Here is a 20,230-nt window from a genome sequence, read left to right as displayed (position 1 = left end):
GCTCAGGTGGCGAGCCGCACGACCTCGCCGGTCCGCAGGGACTCGGCCGCCGCATCGGCCAGCAGCAGTGCAGCGCGGCCGTCCTCGAAACCCGGCGACGCGGGTTCCCCCGTGCGTGTCATCGTGATGAAAGCGTCGAGCTCGGCGCGGTACGCCGGGGTATACCGGTCCAGGAAGAAGTCGTGGACCCGCCCGGCGGCACCCGTGCGATCCACGCCGGAGAAGGACACCGAGGTGGCCCGCTGGTTCGCGACGTCCAGCGCACCCAGCGCGCCGAAGGCTTCGAGGCGCTGGTCGTAGCCGTACGCGCACCGTCGCGAGTTGGTGATCGTGGCGAGCTGCCCGCCGACTCCGCGCAGGGCGACCACCGCACCGTCGACATCGCCGGCCGCCCGAATGTCGTCGGAGACGAGGTTGGCGCCGAGCGCGGACACCGACTCGATCTCGCCGAGGAAGAACCGGGCGAGATCCAGATCGTGGATCATCATGTCGCGGAACAGGCCGCCCGATACCGCGACGTACTCCGCGGGTGGCGGCGCCGGGTCACGGCTGATGATCGTGAGTTGTTCGAGGGCGCCGATCTCGCCGCCACCGACCCGTGCTCGCACCTCGGCGAAGGACGGATCGAACCGACGGTTGAAGCCCAGCATGACCCGCTCGACGAGGTCGCCGAGATCGCCGCGGCAGGCGTCCACACGGGCGATGTCGAGGTCGATGGGCTTCTCGCACAGCACCGTCTTCCCCGCGCGCACCGCGCGGGTGAGCAGGTCGATGTGCGTGGGGGTCGGCGAGGCCACGATCACCGCATCCACCAGATCGTCGCCGAAGATCCGGTCGACGTCGGTCGTCCATGCGGCGCCGTACCGCCCACCGACGTCCTTCGCCGCGGCCTCGACCGGGTCGAACACCCAGGCCAGTTCGGCACGTTCGTTGATCGCCACCGAATCGGCGTGGACCCGCCCGATCCGGCCGCAGCCGAGGACCGCGATCCTGGTCGCGCTCACATCCGCCTCCTCACTCGAGCGTTGTCGCTCGTCTACTTCCGCAGTTCGTGGCTCAGGGTCTCGAGTTCGTCGCCGCCCGCCATCTGCTGGGTGAGCTTGTCGAGCGAGATCTCGCTGTACGTGCAATCGAGCTTCTGGCGCCCGCGGTTGAGCAGCACGAAGTGGTCGCCCACCAGGTGCGCGTGGTGCGGGTTGTGCGTGATGAAGACGACGCCGAAGCCCTGGTCCCGGGCCGCCGTGATGTAGCGCAGCACCATGCCCGACTGCTTGACGCCGAGCGCGGCGGTGGGCTCGTCGAGGATGAGAACACGGGCGCCGAAATAGATCGCGCGCGCGATCGCCACGCACTGGCGTTGGCCGCCGGAGAGCGAGCTGATCGGGGCGTCCACATCGGGGAGGTCGATGCCCATCTTGAAGAGCTCGTCCTTGGTGGTCGTGCGCATGGTCTGCACATCGAGCGACCTCAGCACGCCGGTGCGCATCTCCTGTCCGAGGAAGAAGTTGCGCCACACCGGCATCAGACCCACCACCGCGAGGTCCTGGTAGACGGTGGCGATGCCCTTGTTGAGCGCGTCCTTCGGGGATTCGAGGCGCGTGGCCTCCCCGTCGATGAGGACCTCGCCCTCGGACTGCTGGTGCAACCCCGCCATGATCTTGATCAGCGTGGACTTGCCGGCACCGTTGTCGCCGAGCACGCAGGTCACCTCACCGGCATGCACCCGGAGATTGATCCCCTTGAGCGCGATGATGTTCCCGTACTGCTTGCCCACATCGCGCAGCTCGATCAGCGGCGTCCCCGAAGGCTCGGTACCGAGGACGATCTCGTCGTTGTCCGTGGTCATATCGGTCACCTCTTCGCCGCGAAGTTACGGAATGCGTTGTTGGCGATCACGGCGAACAGCAGCATGATCCCCAGGAAGAACTTGAACCAGTCAGGGTTCCAACCGGCGTAGACGATGCCCTGGTTGACCATGCCGAAGATGAAGGCGCCGATCGCGGCGCCGACGGCCGTGCCGTAGCCGCCGGTCAGCAGGCAGCCGCCGATCACCGCAGCGATGATGTACAGGAATTCGTTACCGACGCCCTGGCCGGACTGCACCGTGTCGAAGGAGTACAGCAGGTGCTGCCCGACGAACCACGCGCAGAAGCCGACGAAGACGAACATGCCGATCTTGACCTTGGTGACCGGCACACCGACCGCACGGGCGGATTCCTGGTTGCCGCCGACGGCGAAGATCCAGTTGCCCACCCGGGTCCGCATCAACACGTACGTGGCGACGGCGGTGAACAGCAGCCACCAGAAGACCGTGATCTTGACGTTGATGCCGAAGATGCCGATGGTCGACGCGAACATCGACCGTGCCGACTCGTAGCCCTGCATGTCGGCGATCGACGGGGTCGCGACCTGGCCGGTGACCAGCTTCGTGACCGCGAGGTTGATGCCCGTGATCATGAGGAACGTGGCCAGGGTGATCAGGAAGCTGGGGATCTTGGTGCGCATCACCATGTACCCGTTGAAGACGCCGACGGCGATCGAGAGCCCCAGCGCCAGTGCCGATCCCACCCAGGTGTTCAGGTGCAGGTTGTACGCGAGCATGGACGCGGCCAACGACGAGAAGGTGACCGCGACACCGGTGGACAGGTCGAACTCGCCGCCGATCATCAGGACCGCGACACCGCAGGCCATGATGCCGATCGTGGAGCTGGCGTAGAGCACCGTGGCGAAGGCCTCGGGACTGCGGAACGGCGGCGCCACGATCATGAAGAAGACGAAGATCGCGATCGCGCCGATCAGCGCGCCCACCTCGGGGCGCACGATCACTCGTTGCAGCGCCTTCTGCTTCTTGACCCGTTCGTCGGCGGCGGCTGTGCCGTCCGCGACGTCGACGGTGTCACTCGCGGTCATCGGGTGCCCGCCTTGGCGAGTTCGGCGACCGCGTCGACATTCGTCTTGTCGATGAAGGCCGGCCCGGTCGAGACGGGCTGGCCGCCGCCGATCGTATTGCGGTTGGTGAGGTACAGCCACAGCGAGTCGACGGCGAGGTATCCCTGCAGATAGGGCTGCTGATCGATGGCCCAGGCGACATCACCCTTCTTGATCGCGTCGATCATCGCGGCATTGGTGTCGAAGGTGACCACGGCGGCCTTGCTGCTGGTGCCCGCCTTGGCCTTCACCGCACCCAGCGCGAACGGTGCGCCGAGGGCCACGATGCGGTCGATCGAGGGATCCTGCTGCAACTTGGCGGTCACCTTGGACTGCACGTCGGACATGTCCTCACCGTTGACATTGAGGTTCTCCACGCTGCCACCCGTGAATCCCGCCTTGACACCGGCGCATCGGGATTCGAGCTGGACCTGCCCCTGCTGCTGGATGATGCAGATCGCCTTCTTCGCGCCCTCCTGCGTCAGCTTCTCACCGACCGCCCGGCCCGCGGTGGTCTCGTCCTGCCCGAAGTACTGGCCGATGCCCATTCCCTTGTACTCGTTGAATCCCGCGTTGAACGCGGTGACGGGGATTCCGGCCTTGAGCGCGGACGCGACCGCCGGCGCCATCGCGCTGGGCGAGGCCAGTGTGAGCGCGATGCCGTCCACCTTCGAATCGATCGCGGTCTGCACGAGATTCGCCTGGTTGGGGGCCTGTGGATCGTTCGAGTACCGCAGTGTCACGTTGTCCTTCTTCGCGGCCATCTCCGCACCCTTGCGGATCAGGTCCCAGAAGGTGTCGCCGGGCTGCTGATGAGTGATCATCGCGATGGTCAAGGCCTTCGTGCCCGCCGAGCCCACCCCCGCCCCGCCATTGCCGGTGTCGCGCGGAGCGCCGCCGGTACTGGAGCATCCGGCGACCGCCAGCACGACGGCGGTGCTCGCGGCGGCCGCGGTGAGCAGCCCCCGGAACCGGCCCGTGGTCTTCAACATGTCTGTCCCTTTCGACCTCGCGGATGAACCGACCCACCCGCTGAGGATGAATGTAGTACAGATCACACTTCATGCCTAGCGTTTGTTCAGACATACGCACATTAGCGACAATCCGATGCACGCCTCAGTCGGAGGATCGCGGCCGCGCCGTGGTCGACCGCGTCACCACTCGCGCCGGCAAGGTCGTGCGCACCGGACCCGCTCCGAGCGGTGCGAAGGCGTCGTCGTCGCCCATTCGCGCGCGCAGCAGGCCACCCGCCCGTTCGCCCACGTCGAAGCTGCGATCGTCGACAGTGGTGAGGCTGATCAGACGGGTGGCCGCGAGCGAGGTGTCGTCGTAGCCGATCACCGAGAGGTCGCCGGGCACAGTGCGGCCGGCGGCCCCGGCCGCGCCGAGCACGCCCACCGCCAGCACGTCGTTCGCGGCGAAGATCGCCGTGACCCGAGGGTCGGCGTCGAAGATCGTCAGCGCGCCGGCGAACCCCGCATCGTCGGTCGCGGGACCGTCCCGGCCGGCCTCGACGAGGCTCACGCCGAGTCGCCCGGCCTCGGCGGCGAAGGCCTCGCGGCGGACGGCGCCCGCCCCGCCCCCGGCGCACACCTGCGCGAGGCGACGGTGACCGAGTCCGACGAGGTGGCGCGCCGCCAGTCGCGCACCCTGTCCGTCATCGTTGGCGACCGCGTCGAAGGGCAGATCCGGCGCCGCTCGAGTACCCGCGATCACCACGGGCGGAAGCCGCTCCGCACCGATCAGCGATCGCGGCGGGTCCATGCCGAGCACCAGGCCGTCGACCCGCATCGCGAGCATCGACTCGATCGGATCCTCAGCCTGGCCCGCCGTCGCGACATCGACCACGGCGAGCCGATACCCGGCGGGACCGAGGGCGGCGTGCAGGCCACGCACCAGATCGACGAACCAGAGGTTGGTGTAGTCGTCGATCAGGACGCCGACGGTGCGGGTGCGCCGGGCCGCGAGGTCCGCCGCCGCACGGCTCGGCCGGTAGCCCAATTCGCGGATCGCGTCCTGCACCACCCGACGGGACTCCTCACCCACGCGCGGCGAATCCCGGAGCACAAGGGAGACCAACGACTTCGATACTCCCGCCCGCGCGGCCACGTCGTAGATGGTGGGCCGCTTCTCGCTCATCGAACCTCCGGCGATCGAGTCTTGACAGGACATAGCGACATTTCGCATCATTGTTGGAGCGCTCCAACTCACACCGAATCCTACGTGTGATGCAGCGCACTCACAATCATCGCCCGCGCCGGGGTCGCTGAACCCCACGGCCGCGCACCCGAGGAGAACAATGACCGAGAACGGGATAGGTGTCGCCGTCATCGGCGCCGGAATGGCGGGCAAGGCCCATGCCGCCGGTTACCGCACGGCCTCCACCGTCTACGGGACGGAGCTGCCACCCGTGCGGCTCGTCGCCGTCGCCGACGCCCACGAACCACTCGCGAAGGAGACCGCCCGGCGGTACGGCTATCGCCGCCACATCACGGATTGGCGGACGATCGCCGACGATCCCGCGATCGACGCCGTGAGCGTGGTGGTGGCCAACCGTCTGCACCGCGAGATCGTGGAGACGTTGCTCGCCTCCGGAAAACACGTGCTGTGCGAAAAGCCGCTCTCCGACACCATGACCGACGCGGAAGCGATGACCGCGGCGGCCGAGAGCTCGTCCGCTCTCGGCCGGATCGGGCTCACCTACCTCCGCTCCCCCGGCATCGCCTTCCTCGGCGATCTCGTCCGCAGCGGACGCCTCGGCCCGCTGATCACCTTCGACGGCGCCTATTGGACCGACTACGCCTGCGATCCGCAGGCCCCGATCAGTTGGCGGTTCAAAGGACCCGCTGGGTCCGGCGCCCTCGCGGATGTGGGAAGCCACCTGACCTACATCGCCGAGCTCTTCGGCGGTCCGGTCGCGACGGTGCGCGGCGGCACCCTGACCACCGCGTTCACCTCCCGGCCGAAGCCCCTCGGCCGAGTAGTCGGCCATGAGCACGCCGAGGTGAGCACCGAGCGCGAGCTCGTCGAGAACGATGACGCAGCCGGCTTCTTCGTGGAGTTCGCGGGCGGCGGGACGGGTGCACTGCAGGTCTCGCGCGTGGCCGCCGGGCACGCGAACACGCTCAAGTTCGAGGTCTTCTGCGCACGCGGATCCGCATCCTTCGACTTCCGCGATCCCGGCCGGGTGCGGCTGTGTCTCCCCGAGGCCGACCACGCCGTCGCCGGCGAGCGCACGATCACGCTCGGTCCGGACCACCCGTACTGGCGCGGCGGCCTCCCGATGGACGCGCCCGGCGTGGGCATCGGGCAGAACGACGGCTTCGTCTTCCAGGCACGCGCCTTCCTGGAGGAGATCGCCGGCGTCCCCGCCGCACAGGCCCTTCCGCGCAACGCCGGCTTCCCCGACGGTCTGCGCACCATGCGACTGCTCGACGCCGCGGCCCGCTCCGCGCTGGCCGGTGGCGCCGAGATCGCCGTCCCGCACTGATCCCCACGAACCAAGGAATCGCCATGAAACTCGGCCTGTACAACGCCGTCCTGCACGATCGACCGCTGCCCGACGCGCTCGCCGTGATCGCCGGCCTCGGTCTCACCGGGATCGAGATCAACACCGGCGGGTTCCTGCCCGCCGTCCACGTCCCGACGATGGACGACATCCTGGTGAGCGACACCGCCCGCGACGACTTCCTCGGCGGATTCGAGGGGACCGGTGTCGACATCGCGGGGTTGAACTGCAACGGCAATCCGCTGCATCCGAATCCCGCCATCGGGGGCGAGCACGCCGAGGACGTGCGGCGATCGATCCGGCTGGCTGCGCGGCTCGGGCAGCATCGCGTGGTCACCATGTCGGGGTTGCCCGGCGGCGAGCCGGGCGCGACCCGGCCCAACTGGATCGTGAACGCGTGGAACTCCGCCGCGCTCGACGTGCTCGACCACCAGTGGGCGATCGTCGCGGACTTCTGGCGCGAGATCGACCGGCTGGCCCGCGATCACGACGTGAAGGTGGCGCTGGAACTGCATCCGCAGAACGTGGTGTTCAACAGCGACTCCGTGCACCGCCTGATCGAGCTGACCGGGGCCACGAACATCGGAGTCGAACTCGACGCCTCGCACCTGTTCTGGCAGCAGATGGATCCGGTCGCGGTGGTGCGCCATCTGGGCGATCTCGTGGTGCACGCGGCGGCCAAGGACGTACGGATCAACGCCGAGCACGCCGCCCTCAACGGTGTGCTGGACAACGGCTTCCGGCGATTGTCCTCCGACGAGCCCCGCACCAACCTCGGCGGCGACGAGTGGGCGAACGAGTGGCCGGAACGGTCCGCGTGGGATTTCGTCGCGCTCGGCAAGGGGCACGACACCGCTTACTGGACCGAGTTCCTCCGCGCCCTGCACGAGGTGGACCCCGACATGATGGTCAACATCGAGCACGAGGACACCGAGCTCGACCGCGTCGAGGGAGTGGCGGTGGCGGCCGGCGTGCTCCGGGCAGCCGATGCCGCCCTGGAGCGATCGCTCCTGCCTCCTACAGCGTGACCCAGCACCCGGCGGCGATCGACTCGGTCATCGCGTCCAGAGCGCGGGCGCTGCGTACCGCGTCGGCCGCCGTCGCCCCCTCGGGTGTTCCGGTCACGATCGACCGCATGAACCGCTGCGCCTCGATCACCTTGAGATCGTCGTAGCCCATCGGATTGGCCGAACCCGGCTGGAACGCCGCGAAATCACCGCTCCCCGGCCCCACGTAGACCGTGGATACGGGCTGGTCCTGGAACGTTGCGCCCAGCGAGGTCTCGAGTTCGCCCATCCGGCGGTAGTCCCACCGGATCATTCCGGTAGTCCCGTGGATCTCGAAACCGTAGGAGTTCTGCTCGCCCACCGCGATCCGGCTGGCCTCGAGCACGCACCGCGCCCCCGACGCCAGGCGCAATTGGGCACCCACGTAGTCCTCGTTCTCGACCGTGCCGCGCACACCGCCGGTGGCAAGCTGATGACCGGACGTGGCACCGGAGGGCTCGGACCGCTCCGGAATGAAGATCGCGGCGTCGGCCACCAGGGAGTCGATGTCACCCAAGAGGAAGCGAACGAGGTCGACACCGTGCGAACCGAGATCACCGAGCACGCCGTTGCCGCCGCGAGCGCGCTGGTACCGCCAGGTGAGCGCGCCGTCGGGATGCGCGGCGTAGTCGCTGAAGAAGCGGAAGCGAGCGTGGGTGACGGTGCCGATCGCACCGTCGGCGATCATCGTGCGCGCGGCCTCGACGGCCGGCGCATTGCGGTAGTTGAAGCCGACCGCGGTCACCAGATCGCGCGACCGCGCCGCCTCGTCCACAGCGCGGGCATCGTCGGCGGTCAGCCCCACGGGCTTCTCGATCCACAGGTGCTTACCGGCTTCGAGGACAGCCGTGCCGATCTCGCGATGGAGGAAGTTGGGCACGGTGACCGAGACCGCGTCGATGTCGTCGTCGGTGAGCACGTCGCGCCAGTCGGTGTACGCGCGCTCGGCACCGAACCGATCGGCGAACTCGGCGGCCCGGCCGGGAACGTCATCGGCCACCGCGACCAGCACCGGACGGGCCGGGCCCTGCGGGTAGTGATGCGGAACGCGGGTGTAGGCCTGGGCGTGCACGCGGCCCATCCATCCCATGCCGATCACTGCCACGCGCACCGGTTGGAGCGCACCGCCGGGCTGTGCGGAATCGGTCATGGAGCACCTCCGTTGTCGGATCACCTACGTCGTCGACTCCCATGATGGCAGATATCCGACTCGAATTCACCTTTTGTCCTAACATTCGTTCAAATTCAACGAAACACTTCCCAAACTCGACTTCTTCTGTTGTGATCAACATCACCGAACAGGTGAAGGGAACCCCCACATGGCCCACGGCAGCATCGATACTCCGCACGGCGGCGTCGCACTCCCGCCGCTGAGACCGGGACCGCATCAGCGGCGCCTCGACCTGGTGGCGGTGGTGGCGACCTTCGGCGGCCTGCTCTTCGGCTACGACACCGGCGTCATCAACGGCGCGCTGGAGCCGATGAAGAAGGATCTCGGCCTCACCTCGGTGACGGAGGGACTGGTCACCAGCACGCTGCTGATCGGCGCGGCGGTCGGCGCACTCGCCTGCGGGCGACTCAACGACCGACTGGGCCGCAAGAGGACCCTCACGCTGCTGGCCGTGATCTTCTTCGGCGGCACCATGGGCGCCGTCTTCGCGCCGGATCTGTTGGTGATGCTTCCCGCGCGCTTCGTCCTCGGGTTCGCCGTGGGCGGCGCCTCCGTCACCGTGCCCGTGTACCTGTCCGAGCTCGCGCCCACGGAACGGCGCGGGGCGCTCAGTGGCCGCAACGAACTGGCGATCGTGATCGGTCAGATGTCGGCCTTCATCATCAACGCGATCATCGCGAACGTGTGGGGCGAGCACGAGGGCGTCTGGCGCTACATGCTGGCCGTCTGTGCGGTGCCGGCCGTCTTCCTGTTCATCGGCATGCTCCGGATGCCGGAGTCGCCGCGCTGGCTGATCTCCAAGGGCCGCGACGACGAGGCGCTCGGCGTGCTGATGCAGATCCGCTCCGAGGACCGCGCCCGGGCCGAGATGGCCGAGGTCGGGCATCTGGCCGAGGAGGAGGCCGCCACGAAGACCGGCGGGTGGTACGACCTGTCCGTGCCGTGGATCCGGCGGATCATGATCGCCGCCATCGGTCTGGCCATCGCGCAGCAGGTGACCGGCATCAACTCGGTCATGTACTACGGCAGTCAGTTGCTCACCGTGGCCGGGTTCGACGCGAACTCGGCGTTGCTCGCCAACATCGCCCCCGGCGTCATCGCCGTGGTCGGCTCCGCGATCTGTCTGTTCTTCCTGATCGACCGAGTGCCCCGCCGCACCATGATCATCGGCGGTCTCATCGCCACCACCACGTGTCACGGGCTCATCGTGATCGCCTCGCTGCTGATCCCCGAGGGCATCGTCAAGGCCTACGTGATCCTGGCCCTGGTCGTGCTGTTCGTCTTCTGCATGCAGCTGGCGCTCAACGTGCCGGTGTGGGTGTGCCTGTCCGAGCTGTTCCCGCTGCGGATGCGCGGATTCGGCATGGGGCTCAGCGTCCTGGTGCTGTGGGTGACGAACGCCATCGTGGCCTTCGGTTTCCCGATCATGGTGTACGCCACCGGGATCACCGGATCGTTCATGGTCTTCTTCGTGCTCGGCGTGTTCTTCGTGGGTTTCCTGTGGAAGTTCCTGCCCAATACCTCGGGCCGCTCGCTGGAGCAGCTCGAGGAGTCCTTCGCCTCCGGCGATTTCCGCTGATCCGACCATCCGCTCACGAGAGGAATGCCCGCATGACGATTCTGGTCGCCGTTTCCGATACCCCGGAGGGTCGCGCCGCGCTGGCGCAGGCCGTCGCGGAGGCGAAGATGCTCGACACCGATCTGGTGGCGATGAACCTGGGGCTGCGCCCCCTGGACGTGGCTCGGTACAAGGAGGCCGTCGCCATCACGGTGGTCGACCGGCACGGCCGCGGCGACCGCGATCCCGCCGACGCCGTGCTCGACGAGGTACAGGAACGTGGCATCGAACGCCTCGTGATCGGGATGAAACGAAGGTCCCCGGTGGGCAAGGCGATCCTCGGCAGCCTGAGCCAGCGGCTGCTGCTCAACTGCCCCGTCCCCGTGCTCGCGGTCAAGGTCGACTGATTCGACCTATCCTGGGGCGGTGCCGAGACCACGCGCCCCCTGGGCCGCCCCGTCCGGCCGCCGATCCACCACCGTCGCCGCGCTGATCGCGGTCCTGGTGCTGGTCGGCGGTCTGGTGTTCGCCTGCTCGCCCGACCGAGGTCCGTCGGTCCGCCAGACCGAGGCGATGCTCGACGGCGCCGGGGTGGCGCTCGACACCTCGTTCTTCGTTCCCGACGGTGCCGCCGGCCCCCTCCCGGCGGTGCTCCTGGCACACGGCTTCGGCGGCTCCAAGGCCGATGTGGAGGCGGAAGCGAAACAGCTCGCGGCGGGCGGCTACGCCGTCCTCACGTACACGGCACGCGGATTCGGGAAGTCGACCGGTCTGGTGGGACTCGATTCCCCCGACTCCGAGGTCGCCGATGCCCGCAAGCTGCTCGATTGGCTGAGCACCCGGCCCGGGGTGCGCCAGGACGGCCCCGGCGATCCGCGGGTCGGCGTGGCGGGCGGCAGCTACGGCGGCGCCCTGGCCCTCCTGCTCGCCGGCCATGACCGTCGCGTGGACGCCATCGCACCACGGATCACGTACTGGAATCTGGAACAGGCCCTCTTCCCCGGCGGCGTGTACAAGAAGCAGTGGGCCGGAATCCTGTTCACCATGGGTGGCGGTTGCGCGAAGTTCGAGCCCGCGGTCTGCGAGATGTACAACCGGGTCGCCCAGGGCGGAGCGCTCACCGATGGCGACCGCGCCCTGCTCGCGGCGCGAAGCCCGGCCTCGGTGGGCTCGTCCATCCGTGTTCCCACGTATCTCGCACAGGGCGAGAGCGATTCGCTGTTCCCGTTGGACCACGCCGACGAGGCGGCACGGCGGATCGCCGAGAACGGCTCGCCCGTGGCGATGGACTGGATCGCGGGCGGCCACGACGGCGGCGATCGCGAGGATGCTCGCGTCAACGCCCGCACCAAGGACTGGTTCGACCGCTACCTCAAGGGCGAGGACGCCCCCGCCGTTCCCGCCTATCAGGTGACCCGCACAGGCGGCATCGACTCCGAGACCGGTACGCAGGCCCTGCGCTCGGCCAGCACCGACCGCTATCCGGGACTCGAAGGAACGCGGACGCGCACCGTCGAACTGACCGGCGGCCCGCAGAACGCCGAGAATCCGCCCGGCGGCGCACCACCGTCGATCTCGGGTGTCCCCGGGCTCGGCGGCAGCCTCGGCGCCGCGGGCGCACTTCTGGGCTCGGCCGGACTCTCTCGCGACCTGCCCGCCCAGTCCGCGGGCTTCGAATCCGCACCGCTGGATACCAATCTCACGGTGACGGGCGCCCCGTCGATCACCATCAAGGTCGACTCCGCCGCCCCGGACGCCGTGCTCTTCGCCAAGCTCTACGACGTGGGCCCCGACGGATCGCAGGCACTGCCGCAGCAGCTCGCCGCGCCGATCCGCATACCGTTGGCGGGCGGTAGCGCCACCACCACGGTGCGCCTGCCCGTCATCGACCACGAATTCGACGCCGGGCACCGCCTGCGCGTCGCGTTCTCCACCACCGATCTCGGCTACCAGTCACCGAATGCTCCGGCGATGTACACGATCTCGGCTACCGGGCCGCTCACCGTGCCCGAAGTTCCGGGCCTGGTGTCGGCGCCGCGGCCCCTGCCGACGTGGGTGTGGGCACTGCCCATCATCGCGCTCGCGGTGGCGGCGGCCCTCGTCCTCATCGGGCGCCGGCGCACATCCGCACCCGCCGATCCCGATCTGGCCGATGTGGCGCTGCAGATCACCGGCCTGTCCAAGAAGTACGCCGGCGGCGACGGCTACAGCGTGCGCGATGTGACCTTCCGCGTGGACCGCGGCCAGGTACTCGGACTGCTCGGCCCGAACGGTGCCGGCAAGACCACCACGCTGCGGATGCTGATGGGACTGATCACCCCCGACGAGGGCGAGATCCGCGTCTTCGGGCACGTGATCCGGCCCGGCGCACCGGTGCTCTCGCGGGTGGGTGCCTTCGTGGAGGGCGCGGGCTTCCTGCCCCATCTCTCGGGTCGCGCGAATCTCGACCTGTACTGGCGTGCCACCGGCCGGCCGATCGAGGACGCGCACTTCGAAGACGCCCTGGCGATCGCGGACCTGGGGTCCGCACTCGATCGTGCGGTGCGCACCTACTCGCAGGGCATGCGGCAGCGACTCGCGATCGCCCAGGCGATGCTGGGCCTTCCGGACGTCCTCGTGCTCGACGAGCCGACCAACGGACTCGATCCTTCCCAGATCCGCGAGATGCGCGCCGCCATCGTGCGGTACGGCGCCACCGGCCGCACCGTGATCGTGTCGAGCCACCTCCTCGCCGAGGTGGAGCAGACCTGCTCGCACGTGGTGGTGCTGCGGCGCGGGCAGCTGATCGCGGCCGGCACCGTCGACGAGATCGTGCACGCCGACGGCTCCGGGGCACCGCGCAGCCTCGAAGACGCCTTCCTCCAGTTGACGGGTGGTGACGACGAATGACCGCACAGACCGATTCGGTGACCGAACACGACGGTGCCGCACCCGGGTACGCGCCGGGGCGCACGCTCACGGTGCGGGTGGAGCTGGCACGCCAGTTCCGGCGGCGCCGCACGCTGGTGATGGCGGGGTTGCTCGCAGCGCTGCCGATCGTGCTCATCGTGGCCCTCGCCGTGGGCAGTGACGACGAGAGCCGCCGGGGAGGCCGGCCGTCGATGTTCGATGTGGCCACCGCGTCCGGGCTCAATCTGACGGCGACGGTGCTCATCGCGGGCACCGGATTCCTCCTCGTGATCCCGGTGGCGTTGTTCTTCGGCGATGCCATCGCCTCGGAGGCCGACTGGTCGTCCCTGCGGTACCTGTTGGCGGCGCCCGTGCCCCGGACCAGGCTGCTGATCACGAAGGCGATCGTCGCCCTCATCCTGTCGGTGGCGTCCGTGGCTCTGCTCACCGCTGTCGCGCTGGTCGCCGGGACCCTCGCCTACGGATGGGGTCCGCTGCAATCCCCCACCGGGACATCGCTCCCCGCGAGTGAGGGTCTGTGGCGGCTGCTGCTGGCGGCGGCCTTCATCATCGGTTCCGAGCTCGCCACCGCGGGGCTCGCGCTGTGGCTCTCCACCCGCACCGACGCCCCGCTCGCGGCCGTCGGCGGCGCGGTGGGCCTGACCGTGATCGGCAGTGTGCTCGATCAGGTGACCGCCCTGGGCGGGTTGCGCGCCGCGCTGCCCGCGCACTGGCAGTACGCCTGGACCGATCTGCTGCAGCCGTCGATCGAATGGGCCGGGATGGCGCAGGGACTGTCGCTCTCGGTGAGCATCGCGGTGGTCTTCTTCGCCCTCGCCGTGCGCGGTTTCCGCTACAAGGACGTGGTGAGCTGACATGCCGTGGAGCACCAAGCAGCTGGCGGATCTCGCCGGCACCACGGTGCGCGCCGTCCGGCACTACCACCACGTGGGCCTGCTCGACGAGCCGATCCGGCAGAGCAACGGCTACAAGCAGTACGGGGTCGATCACCTGCTGCGGCTGGTCCGGATCAAACGGCTCTCCGAGCTCGGCTTCTCGCTCCAGCAGATCGGCGGGATGGGCGACGCCCAGACCCTCACGGCGGATGCCGTGCACGCGCTGGACGCGGAGCTGAAGGAGTCGATCGAGCGGATGCAGCAGGTGCGCGACGAGCTCGCGACCATGCACCGCGACGAGATGCCCACCGACCTCCCGGCCGAGGTCGCCGCATTCGCCGAGGGCATGTCCGAGGCGGACCGCTCGTTGATCGTGGTGATGACCCGGGTGCTCGGACCGTCGGGCATCACCGCCTACGCCGATATGCTGCGCTACTCGTCGAAGCTGAAGCCGCCCGCCGATCCGACACCGGAGTTCGACGCGCTCACCGTCGACTCGGACGACGCCACCCGGCAGGCGCTCGCCGAACGGATGCTGCCCCACTCGATCGACCTCATCGAGAACAATCCGGCGATCGCCACGGCCACCGCCGAATCCCCGCGGGGCGCCGGACACTTCGCCCGGACCGTCGCCGAGGCGATGCGCGACCTGTACAACCCCGCGCAGCAGGACGTGCTGGCCCGGCTGGGCAGGCTGATGGACGCGCACCGCGCCGCGCGGGAGGACCGCGCGGCCGATCAGACCTGATCGCCGACGCGCCCACCGAGGTGACGGGCCAGGAAGCCCTCTGCGGCGCGGTACATCTCGATCACGTTCTCGGGGTTCACGAAGCCGTGTCCCTCATCGGATTTGATCATGTACTCGACATCGCCGCCGCGGGCGCGCAACGCCTCGACCAGGTTGTCGGATTCGGCCTGCACCACCCGGGGATCGTTGGCGCCCTGCACCACCAGGAGCGGGGTGCGGATGCGACCGACCAGCGTGATCGGTGAGCGCGCCAGCATGTCGGCCTCCTGCACCGGATCCGCCGGATCGCCCACGTAGAGGTACCAGTTGTTGGTCAGGTAGGGCCGCGCGATCTCGGGTGCGGTGCGCATGAAGTTCGGCAGGCTCGAGATGCCCACGTAGTCGATCGCCGCGGCGAAGACCTCGGGCGTGAAGGTCACCCCCACCAGACTCGCGTACCCGCCATACGAGCCGCCGAAGATCGCCACTCGTGCCGGATCGGCGTAGCCGCGCTCGACCGCCCAGTTCACGCCGTCGATGAGGTCGTCGTGCATGGCGCCGGCGAACTCCCCGATCGCCGCCTTGGTGAAGGCCTTGCCGTAGCCGGTGGAGCCGCGGAAGTTCACCTGGAGCACGGCGTAGCCGCGATTGGCGAGCATCTGCACGTCGCCGTGGTAGCCCCAGGAGTCGCGGAACCACGGGCCGCCGTGCACCAGCAGCACCAAGGGCAGTCCGGCGGGCTCCACTCCGACGGGAAGGGTGAGGTAGCCGGGCAGGGTGAGGCCGTCGCGGGCGGGGATGGAGACCGGGCGCATCGGGGCGAGCCGTTCCGGATCCAGGTGCGGGAACGGGCGGAACAGCAGTCGCGAGCTCCCCGTCCGATGGTCGTAGAGGTAGGTGACCCCGGGGTCGCGGTCGTGCACGAAGGACACCACCCAGCGGTCGCCGTCGCGATCGGAGGACAGGGCGCCGATGTCCCCCTCGGACAGCGACCGGAGGTTCGCGAGAACCGCGGCGAAGCCCTCGTCGAGCGCGTGGATCTCCTGTCGTTCGCCGAGGTAGCGCACGCCCAACAGTGCACCGGTCCGGCGGTCCAGGATCAGCGGCGAGGGCAGCACGGGCGAGACCAGCCCCGTGGTGTCGAGATCGAGCGTGGGGTGACTGTCGACCTCGATCTCCGTGCCGCTCGCGACGTCGAGCCGCACCACGCGCGTGCGGTCGGTGCCGGTATTGGAGCCGAGCCACAGGTCTCCGTCCGGGGTGGCGGTCACCGGGAAGATGCCGAGCGGGTAGTCGGCACCGTCGAACCGGGCGATGAGCCCGAGCTCGCGGGTGCCGGAATCCCACCGGCAGATCTCGATGTCGCCGTCCTCGTTCTGGGTGGCGGCGAACAGGTTTCCGCCCGGTCCGTACACCCACCCGGCCACGTTCCCGGGGTTGCGCTCCACGAGGGTCAGTTCGCCGGTGGCGATGTCGAGCTCGTAGACGTCGAACTCGTCCACCTTGCGGGAGTTGAGGGAAACGATCGCGACGCCCGGCCGCGACGGCGGCAGTTCCATGAGGAAGGCGGTCGCCCCGTCGAAGGGTGTGAGATCGACCGCGGGCGCGGCGGGATCGTCGAGGTCCACCCGGTGGATGTGCCACTGCTCGTTGCCACCGTCGTCCTGCAGGTACAGCAGCCAGCGCGGATCGTCGGTCCAGTAGTACATCTGCACGCTGCGGGTGGAGTCGGCCGTCACGCACCGTGCGGGCGAGTCGCCGTCCAGGTCCTCGATCCACACGTTGAGCCGGTTCCCCCACGGCGCGAGGAAGGCGATCCGGGTGCCGTCCGGCGAGATCTTCGCGGCCGCACGGACGGGCGAGTCGAAGAACTCCTCGATGGTGATGGTGTCGGGCAGTGCCATGCCGCTCTCCTGACGTCGGTGGTGTGCCTCCAGGAGAAACCATGCCGTCGGGGCATGGTCAAGCAGCGGCTACTTCATGATCCGTGCGAGGAACCGGGTGGAGTCCTTCATCGATTCGAGCACCGCCCCGCTGTGGTCGGCGTTCGGGTACTGGTGCAGTTCCACCTGTGCCCCGCTCTTGCGCAGTGCGGCGGCGAGCGCGATCGACGATTCGACGGGCACGTCGCGGTCCTGCAGGCCGACGCCGAGGAAGACGGGCCGGTCGTAGCCCGAGGTGGGCGTGCCCATGTACCGGTCGACCGCCTCGGCGGCCCCCGGGAGGGTGGTCAGGTCCTTGGTGAAGTAGCTGGTGGGTGTGACTCCCGTGAGCGAATCGCTCAGCTGCGCATAGCATTGGACTTCGGCCTTGGCGGCGGCTGCCCTCCCCTGCTGGCTCAGCACGGAGTCGACGTCGATCGCGGGGTTGGCCTCGCGGAAGCCCGCGAGGATGTACGCGGTGTACGCCGTGGCCGCGGATCCGAGACCGGCCGGGAGCTTCAGGTTCGGGCCCGCCTTCTTGATGATCTCCTCGATCTTGAACGGCGTCCCGGTGGAGACCACCCCGCGGTAGTCGAGGCCGCTGCCCTCGCTGAACCGGGTCGCCCACCGCGCGCTGTTCACCGCCGCGGCGCCGCCCTGCGACTGGCCCACGATGGCCCACTTCTTGGCCAGCTTCAGCGAGGGGTCGCCCTGCGCGGACACCACGGAGTCGACCACGCTGTGCGCCGTGGCGACGCTGTTGAGGTAACTCATCAGGCCAGGGGTACCCAGGCCGGCGTAGTCGGAGGCGACGATGGCGTAGCCCTGCTGCAACCAGTGGCCCAGGTACTGCGCGTCGCGCTCGGACCGCGGGTTCGCCGACGGTGCGCAGCTGTCGCCGAGGCCGACGGTGCCGTGCGCCCAGGCGATCACGGGCCATCCGCCCTCCGGCGGTGTGCCCTTCGGCGTGAAGATCGCGCCCGTACTGGTGGCCGGGCGTCCGTGCTGATCGGTGGTGGAATAGAGCACGCGCTTGGCCGTGCCCGCCCCGGGCAGCGACAGGGCAGGGGCGAGCGGCACGGATGTGATCAGCTTTCCTCCGCGAGCGGGCACGTGGCCCGCGTAGTTCGCGGCGTCCAGGCCGGACCAGTCCGGAGCCGCGGTGGCGGGTGCCACGGCGACCGCCGCACCCACGGCGATCGCGATACCGGACATCATCCACCGATTCGTTCTCATGCGAAGGATCCTAACGAGCGGCCGCGCATGCGGTCGCATCTTCGCGGAGCCGCTCATGCGAGCGCGTACCGCTGCCGGGGACGCCCGGTCGCGCCGTACTGCAGGGCCATCGTGAGCGTGCCGTCGCGCACCAGCTCCGCCAGGTAGCGCCGGGCGGTGGCGGGCGAGACGCCGACGGCTGCGGCGATCTCGTCCGCGAGCATCGGCTCCGCCGCGGCCCGCAGGATGTCGACGATCCCCCGTTCGGTGACGGATGCGCCCTCGTCCCGGCGGGGCACGGCGCGTTCGGAGCGCAGCACCGCCGCGGCGGCGTCCACCTGCTCCTGCGTCACCTCGCCGGTGTCCAGGATCCGGCGGTACGCGGTGTACGCGCCCAGGCGGCGGGCCAGTTCGGTCGCCGGGAAGGGCTTGATCAGGTACTGCAGGGCCCCGGCGGCGAATCCCGCACGGACGCTGGCCGCGTCGTCCGCGGCCCCGAGGACGAAGGCATCGGCCCGCAGCTCGCGCACCAGGTCGATGCCGGATCCGTCCGGGAGGTAGACGTCGACGAGCGCGAGGTCGATCTCCTCCCGGGCCACCAGCGCGCGGGCCTCGGACAGGGTGCGCGCCGATCCCACGGTGGCGAGCCCACTCATCGTATCGACGATCTTGGCGTGCAGGGCGGCGACGCGGAAATCGTCGTCGACCACCAGGACGCGGAGTTCAGGACGCATCGGCGCGCACCCCCGCCGGCAGCGTGGCGATCACCGTGGTCGGTTCGCTCGACGAGGGGCCGCCGCGCGACGAGACGGTCACCTCTCCCCCGTGCCCGCGCGCCACCTGGCGGGCGATGGCGAGCCCGAGGCCGCGACCGCCGGGCACCGTCGGGTCCACGCGTGTGGTGACCCCCTCGGCGAAGGGGTCGGCCACCGTGAATCCCGGTCCACTATCGGTGACCACGATGGCCAATTCGTCTCCGCCGGAGAGCACGTCGAGTTCCACCTCCCTGGGTTCCTGGCCGTCGGCGGCCGCATCGATCGCATTGTCCAGCAGATTCCCGACGAGCGTGGTGGTGTCGACGGGATGCGCGAGGGTGCCGAGCACGCCCGTGTCGGCGCCGACGCGCAGGGTGACACCGCGTTCGCGGGCCCGCGCGGCCTTCGCGGCGACGAAGGCTCGCAGGTGCGGCTCATCGAGCCGGTCGATGCCGGGCACCGGTGCGACGCCGGAATGGCCGGTGAGCTCGTCGAGGTAGGCGAGCGCCTCCTCCGTACGTCCGTCGCGCAGCAGGCCCGAGACCACGTGGATGCGGTTGGCCGCCTCGTGGCGTTGGGCCCGCAGTGCGGAACTCATCGCCTGCACGGAATCCAGTTCCCGGGTGAGCTGTTCGACATCGGTGCGGTCGACGGCGGTGAGCACGGTTCCGAGATCGGCGTCGCCGCGCTGCACGCGCCGCGAGGACACCAGGACGACCCGCTCGTTGACGGCGGCGGCCACGGGCGCCGCCGCAGGTGCGGCGACCACCGCGGCCACGCGCTCGGTGAGTCCCAGCTCCCCCAGTGGAGTGCCCGGTTCGGCGGTGACCCCGAGCAGCTCGCGAGCACGCGGATTGATCACGCGCGCTATCCCGTCGGCATCGATGGCGATCACGCCCTCGGAACCCGAGTGCAGGACGGCGTCCTGCTCCCGGATGAGCTCCGCCATCTCCTCGGGCTCGAGCCCGAGGGTGAGGCGACGCCACCGTCGGGCCAGCAACGCGGAACCGACCAGCCCGATCACGAAGGCCAGGACGACGACCCCGATCAGCAGCAGGAGGTTCCGGCGGGCCGCAGCCGTGACCGTGTGCGTCGAGATGCCCACGCTGACCAACCCGACGACGCGCCCGTCTGCGCCGTAGACCGGCGCCTTCGACCGCACCGAATCGCCGAGTGTTCCCTTCTGCACGGTCATCTCGACCTGGCCCGCGAGCGCCGTGGTCGGATCGGTACTGAGCGGTTTCGCGAGCTGCGTGGCATCGGGATGCGCGATCCGGTACCCCGCGTCGTCGGCGATCACCACGAAGAGCACGCCGGTGCGCTGGGTGATGTCGGCCGCCTGCCGCTGGAGTGGGGTGGCGGCGAGTTGTTCGGCGGTCGCCGGACGGCCCGCGCGACGTGCCTCCGATTGCGCGGCGGCGGCCGCGCGGACGTCGGTGTCGGAGGCCACCGTCTCGGCGATCACCCGTGCCCGCTGAGCGTGCTCACCACGCGTCTCGGTGTCCACCCGGTGCAGCACCAATCCGAAACCGGCGGCCAGGCTGGCCACCAGGATCACTACTTGGAGTAGGAGGATCTGCGTGCGCAGCCGGAGCCCGGGCATTGGGACAGCGTA

At 69.4% G+C, this 20,230-nt stretch carries 17 protein-coding genes; 7 read left to right on the top strand and 10 right to left on the bottom strand.

What is annotated here, in order from left to right; translation table 11 throughout:
* Window positions 1-2: 2 nt before the first annotated feature.
* From iolG to ABD108_RS11995, 5 genes are all read right to left on the bottom strand, one after another.
* Window positions 3-1,004, bottom strand: a complete 1,002-nt coding sequence (iolG, locus tag ABD108_RS12015; RefSeq protein WP_220659481.1) for an inositol 2-dehydrogenase — start codon at window positions 1,002-1,004, stop codon at window positions 3-5.
* 32 nt (window positions 1,005-1,036) lie between these two features.
* Entirely contained in the window at window positions 1,037-1,846 is an 810-nt protein-coding gene (locus ABD108_RS12010) for an ATP-binding cassette domain-containing protein (protein WP_220659482.1), read from the bottom strand.
* A gap of 5 nt (window positions 1,847-1,851) precedes the next feature.
* On the bottom strand, window positions 1,852-2,910 hold the full coding sequence (locus ABD108_RS12005) for an ABC transporter permease (protein ID WP_220659483.1): 1,059 nt from the start codon (window positions 2,908-2,910) through the stop codon (window positions 1,852-1,854).
* The gene (locus ABD108_RS12000; protein WP_220659484.1) at window positions 2,907-3,920 is read right to left on the bottom strand and encodes a substrate-binding domain-containing protein; all 1,014 of its coding nucleotides are present in this window, start codon (window positions 3,918-3,920) and stop codon (window positions 2,907-2,909) included. The genes ABD108_RS12005 and ABD108_RS12000 overlap by 4 nt, the downstream gene beginning before the upstream one ends.
* A gap of 124 nt (window positions 3,921-4,044) precedes the next feature.
* Entirely contained in the window at window positions 4,045-5,067 is a 1,023-nt protein-coding gene (locus tag ABD108_RS11995) for a LacI family DNA-binding transcriptional regulator (protein ID WP_343930408.1), read from the bottom strand.
* A gap of 160 nt (window positions 5,068-5,227) precedes the next feature.
* Between ABD108_RS11995 and ABD108_RS11990 the strand changes: the two genes are divergently transcribed.
* Window positions 5,228-6,418, top strand: a complete 1,191-nt coding sequence (locus tag ABD108_RS11990; protein WP_343930407.1) for a Gfo/Idh/MocA family protein — start codon at window positions 5,228-5,230, stop codon at window positions 6,416-6,418.
* Between the two features lie 23 nt (window positions 6,419-6,441).
* Complete coding sequence (locus ABD108_RS11985; protein ID WP_343930406.1) at window positions 6,442-7,464, top strand: sugar phosphate isomerase/epimerase family protein; 1,023 nt, start codon at window positions 6,442-6,444, stop codon at window positions 7,462-7,464.
* Here the strand turns inward: ABD108_RS11985 and ABD108_RS11980 are convergent.
* Window positions 7,454-8,632: a Gfo/Idh/MocA family protein gene (locus ABD108_RS11980; RefSeq protein WP_343930405.1), complete on the bottom strand. Its 1,179-nt coding sequence runs from the start codon at window positions 8,630-8,632 to the stop codon at window positions 7,454-7,456. The two genes, ABD108_RS11985 and ABD108_RS11980, sit on opposite strands and share 11 nt — an antisense overlap.
* Window positions 8,633-8,801: 169 nt before the next feature.
* Here ABD108_RS11980 and ABD108_RS11975 point away from each other — a divergent pair, with 169 nt between their 5' ends.
* From ABD108_RS11975 to ABD108_RS11955, 5 genes are read left to right on the top strand one after another with little or no spacing between them, the layout of a single operon-like run.
* On the top strand, window positions 8,802-10,232 hold the full coding sequence (locus ABD108_RS11975) for a sugar porter family MFS transporter (RefSeq protein ID WP_343930404.1): 1,431 nt from the start codon (window positions 8,802-8,804) through the stop codon (window positions 10,230-10,232).
* 32 nt (window positions 10,233-10,264) lie between these two features.
* Window positions 10,265-10,618, top strand: coding sequence for a universal stress protein (locus tag ABD108_RS11970; protein ID WP_220659490.1), 354 nt, complete (start codon window positions 10,265-10,267; stop codon window positions 10,616-10,618).
* A 19-nt stretch (window positions 10,619-10,637) separates the two neighbouring features.
* A complete protein-coding gene (locus ABD108_RS11965; protein ID WP_343930403.1) occupies window positions 10,638-13,100 on the top strand; it encodes an alpha/beta fold hydrolase in 2,463 nt (820 codons plus the stop codon).
* Complete coding sequence (locus tag ABD108_RS11960; RefSeq protein ID WP_305111477.1) at window positions 13,097-13,975, top strand: ABC transporter permease; 879 nt, start codon at window positions 13,097-13,099, stop codon at window positions 13,973-13,975. Before ABD108_RS11965 ends, ABD108_RS11960 begins: the two co-directional genes overlap by 4 nt.
* A 1-nt stretch (window position 13,976) precedes the next feature.
* On the top strand, window positions 13,977-14,744 hold the full coding sequence (locus tag ABD108_RS11955; protein WP_220659493.1) for a MerR family transcriptional regulator: 768 nt from the start codon (window positions 13,977-13,979) through the stop codon (window positions 14,742-14,744).
* Here ABD108_RS11955 and ABD108_RS11950 read toward each other — a convergent pair.
* The 4 genes from ABD108_RS11950 to ABD108_RS11935 form a co-directional block, all read right to left on the bottom strand.
* On the bottom strand, window positions 14,735-16,627 hold the full coding sequence (locus tag ABD108_RS11950) for a S9 family peptidase (RefSeq protein WP_343930402.1): 1,893 nt from the start codon (window positions 16,625-16,627) through the stop codon (window positions 14,735-14,737). The genes ABD108_RS11955 and ABD108_RS11950 overlap by 10 nt on opposite strands.
* A gap of 69 nt (window positions 16,628-16,696) precedes the next feature.
* Window positions 16,697-17,881 (bottom strand): alpha/beta hydrolase family protein, encoded by a 1,185-nt coding sequence (locus ABD108_RS11945; protein ID WP_344184952.1) that lies wholly within the window; start codon window positions 17,879-17,881, stop codon window positions 16,697-16,699.
* Window positions 17,882-17,934: 53 nt separating this feature from the next.
* Complete coding sequence (locus ABD108_RS11940; RefSeq protein ID WP_220659495.1) at window positions 17,935-18,594, bottom strand: response regulator; 660 nt, start codon at window positions 18,592-18,594, stop codon at window positions 17,935-17,937.
* Window positions 18,584-20,218, bottom strand: a complete 1,635-nt coding sequence (locus ABD108_RS11935; RefSeq protein ID WP_220659496.1) for a sensor histidine kinase — start codon at window positions 20,216-20,218, stop codon at window positions 18,584-18,586. Before ABD108_RS11935 ends, ABD108_RS11940 begins: the two co-directional genes overlap by 11 nt.
* Window positions 20,219-20,230 lie beyond the last annotated feature (12 nt).

This window comes from Tsukamurella strandjordii, assembly GCF_039525985.1.
GTDB lineage: Bacteria > Actinomycetota > Actinomycetes > Mycobacteriales > Mycobacteriaceae > Tsukamurella > Tsukamurella strandjordii.
This window is presented reverse-complemented; position numbering and strand designations above follow the sequence as displayed.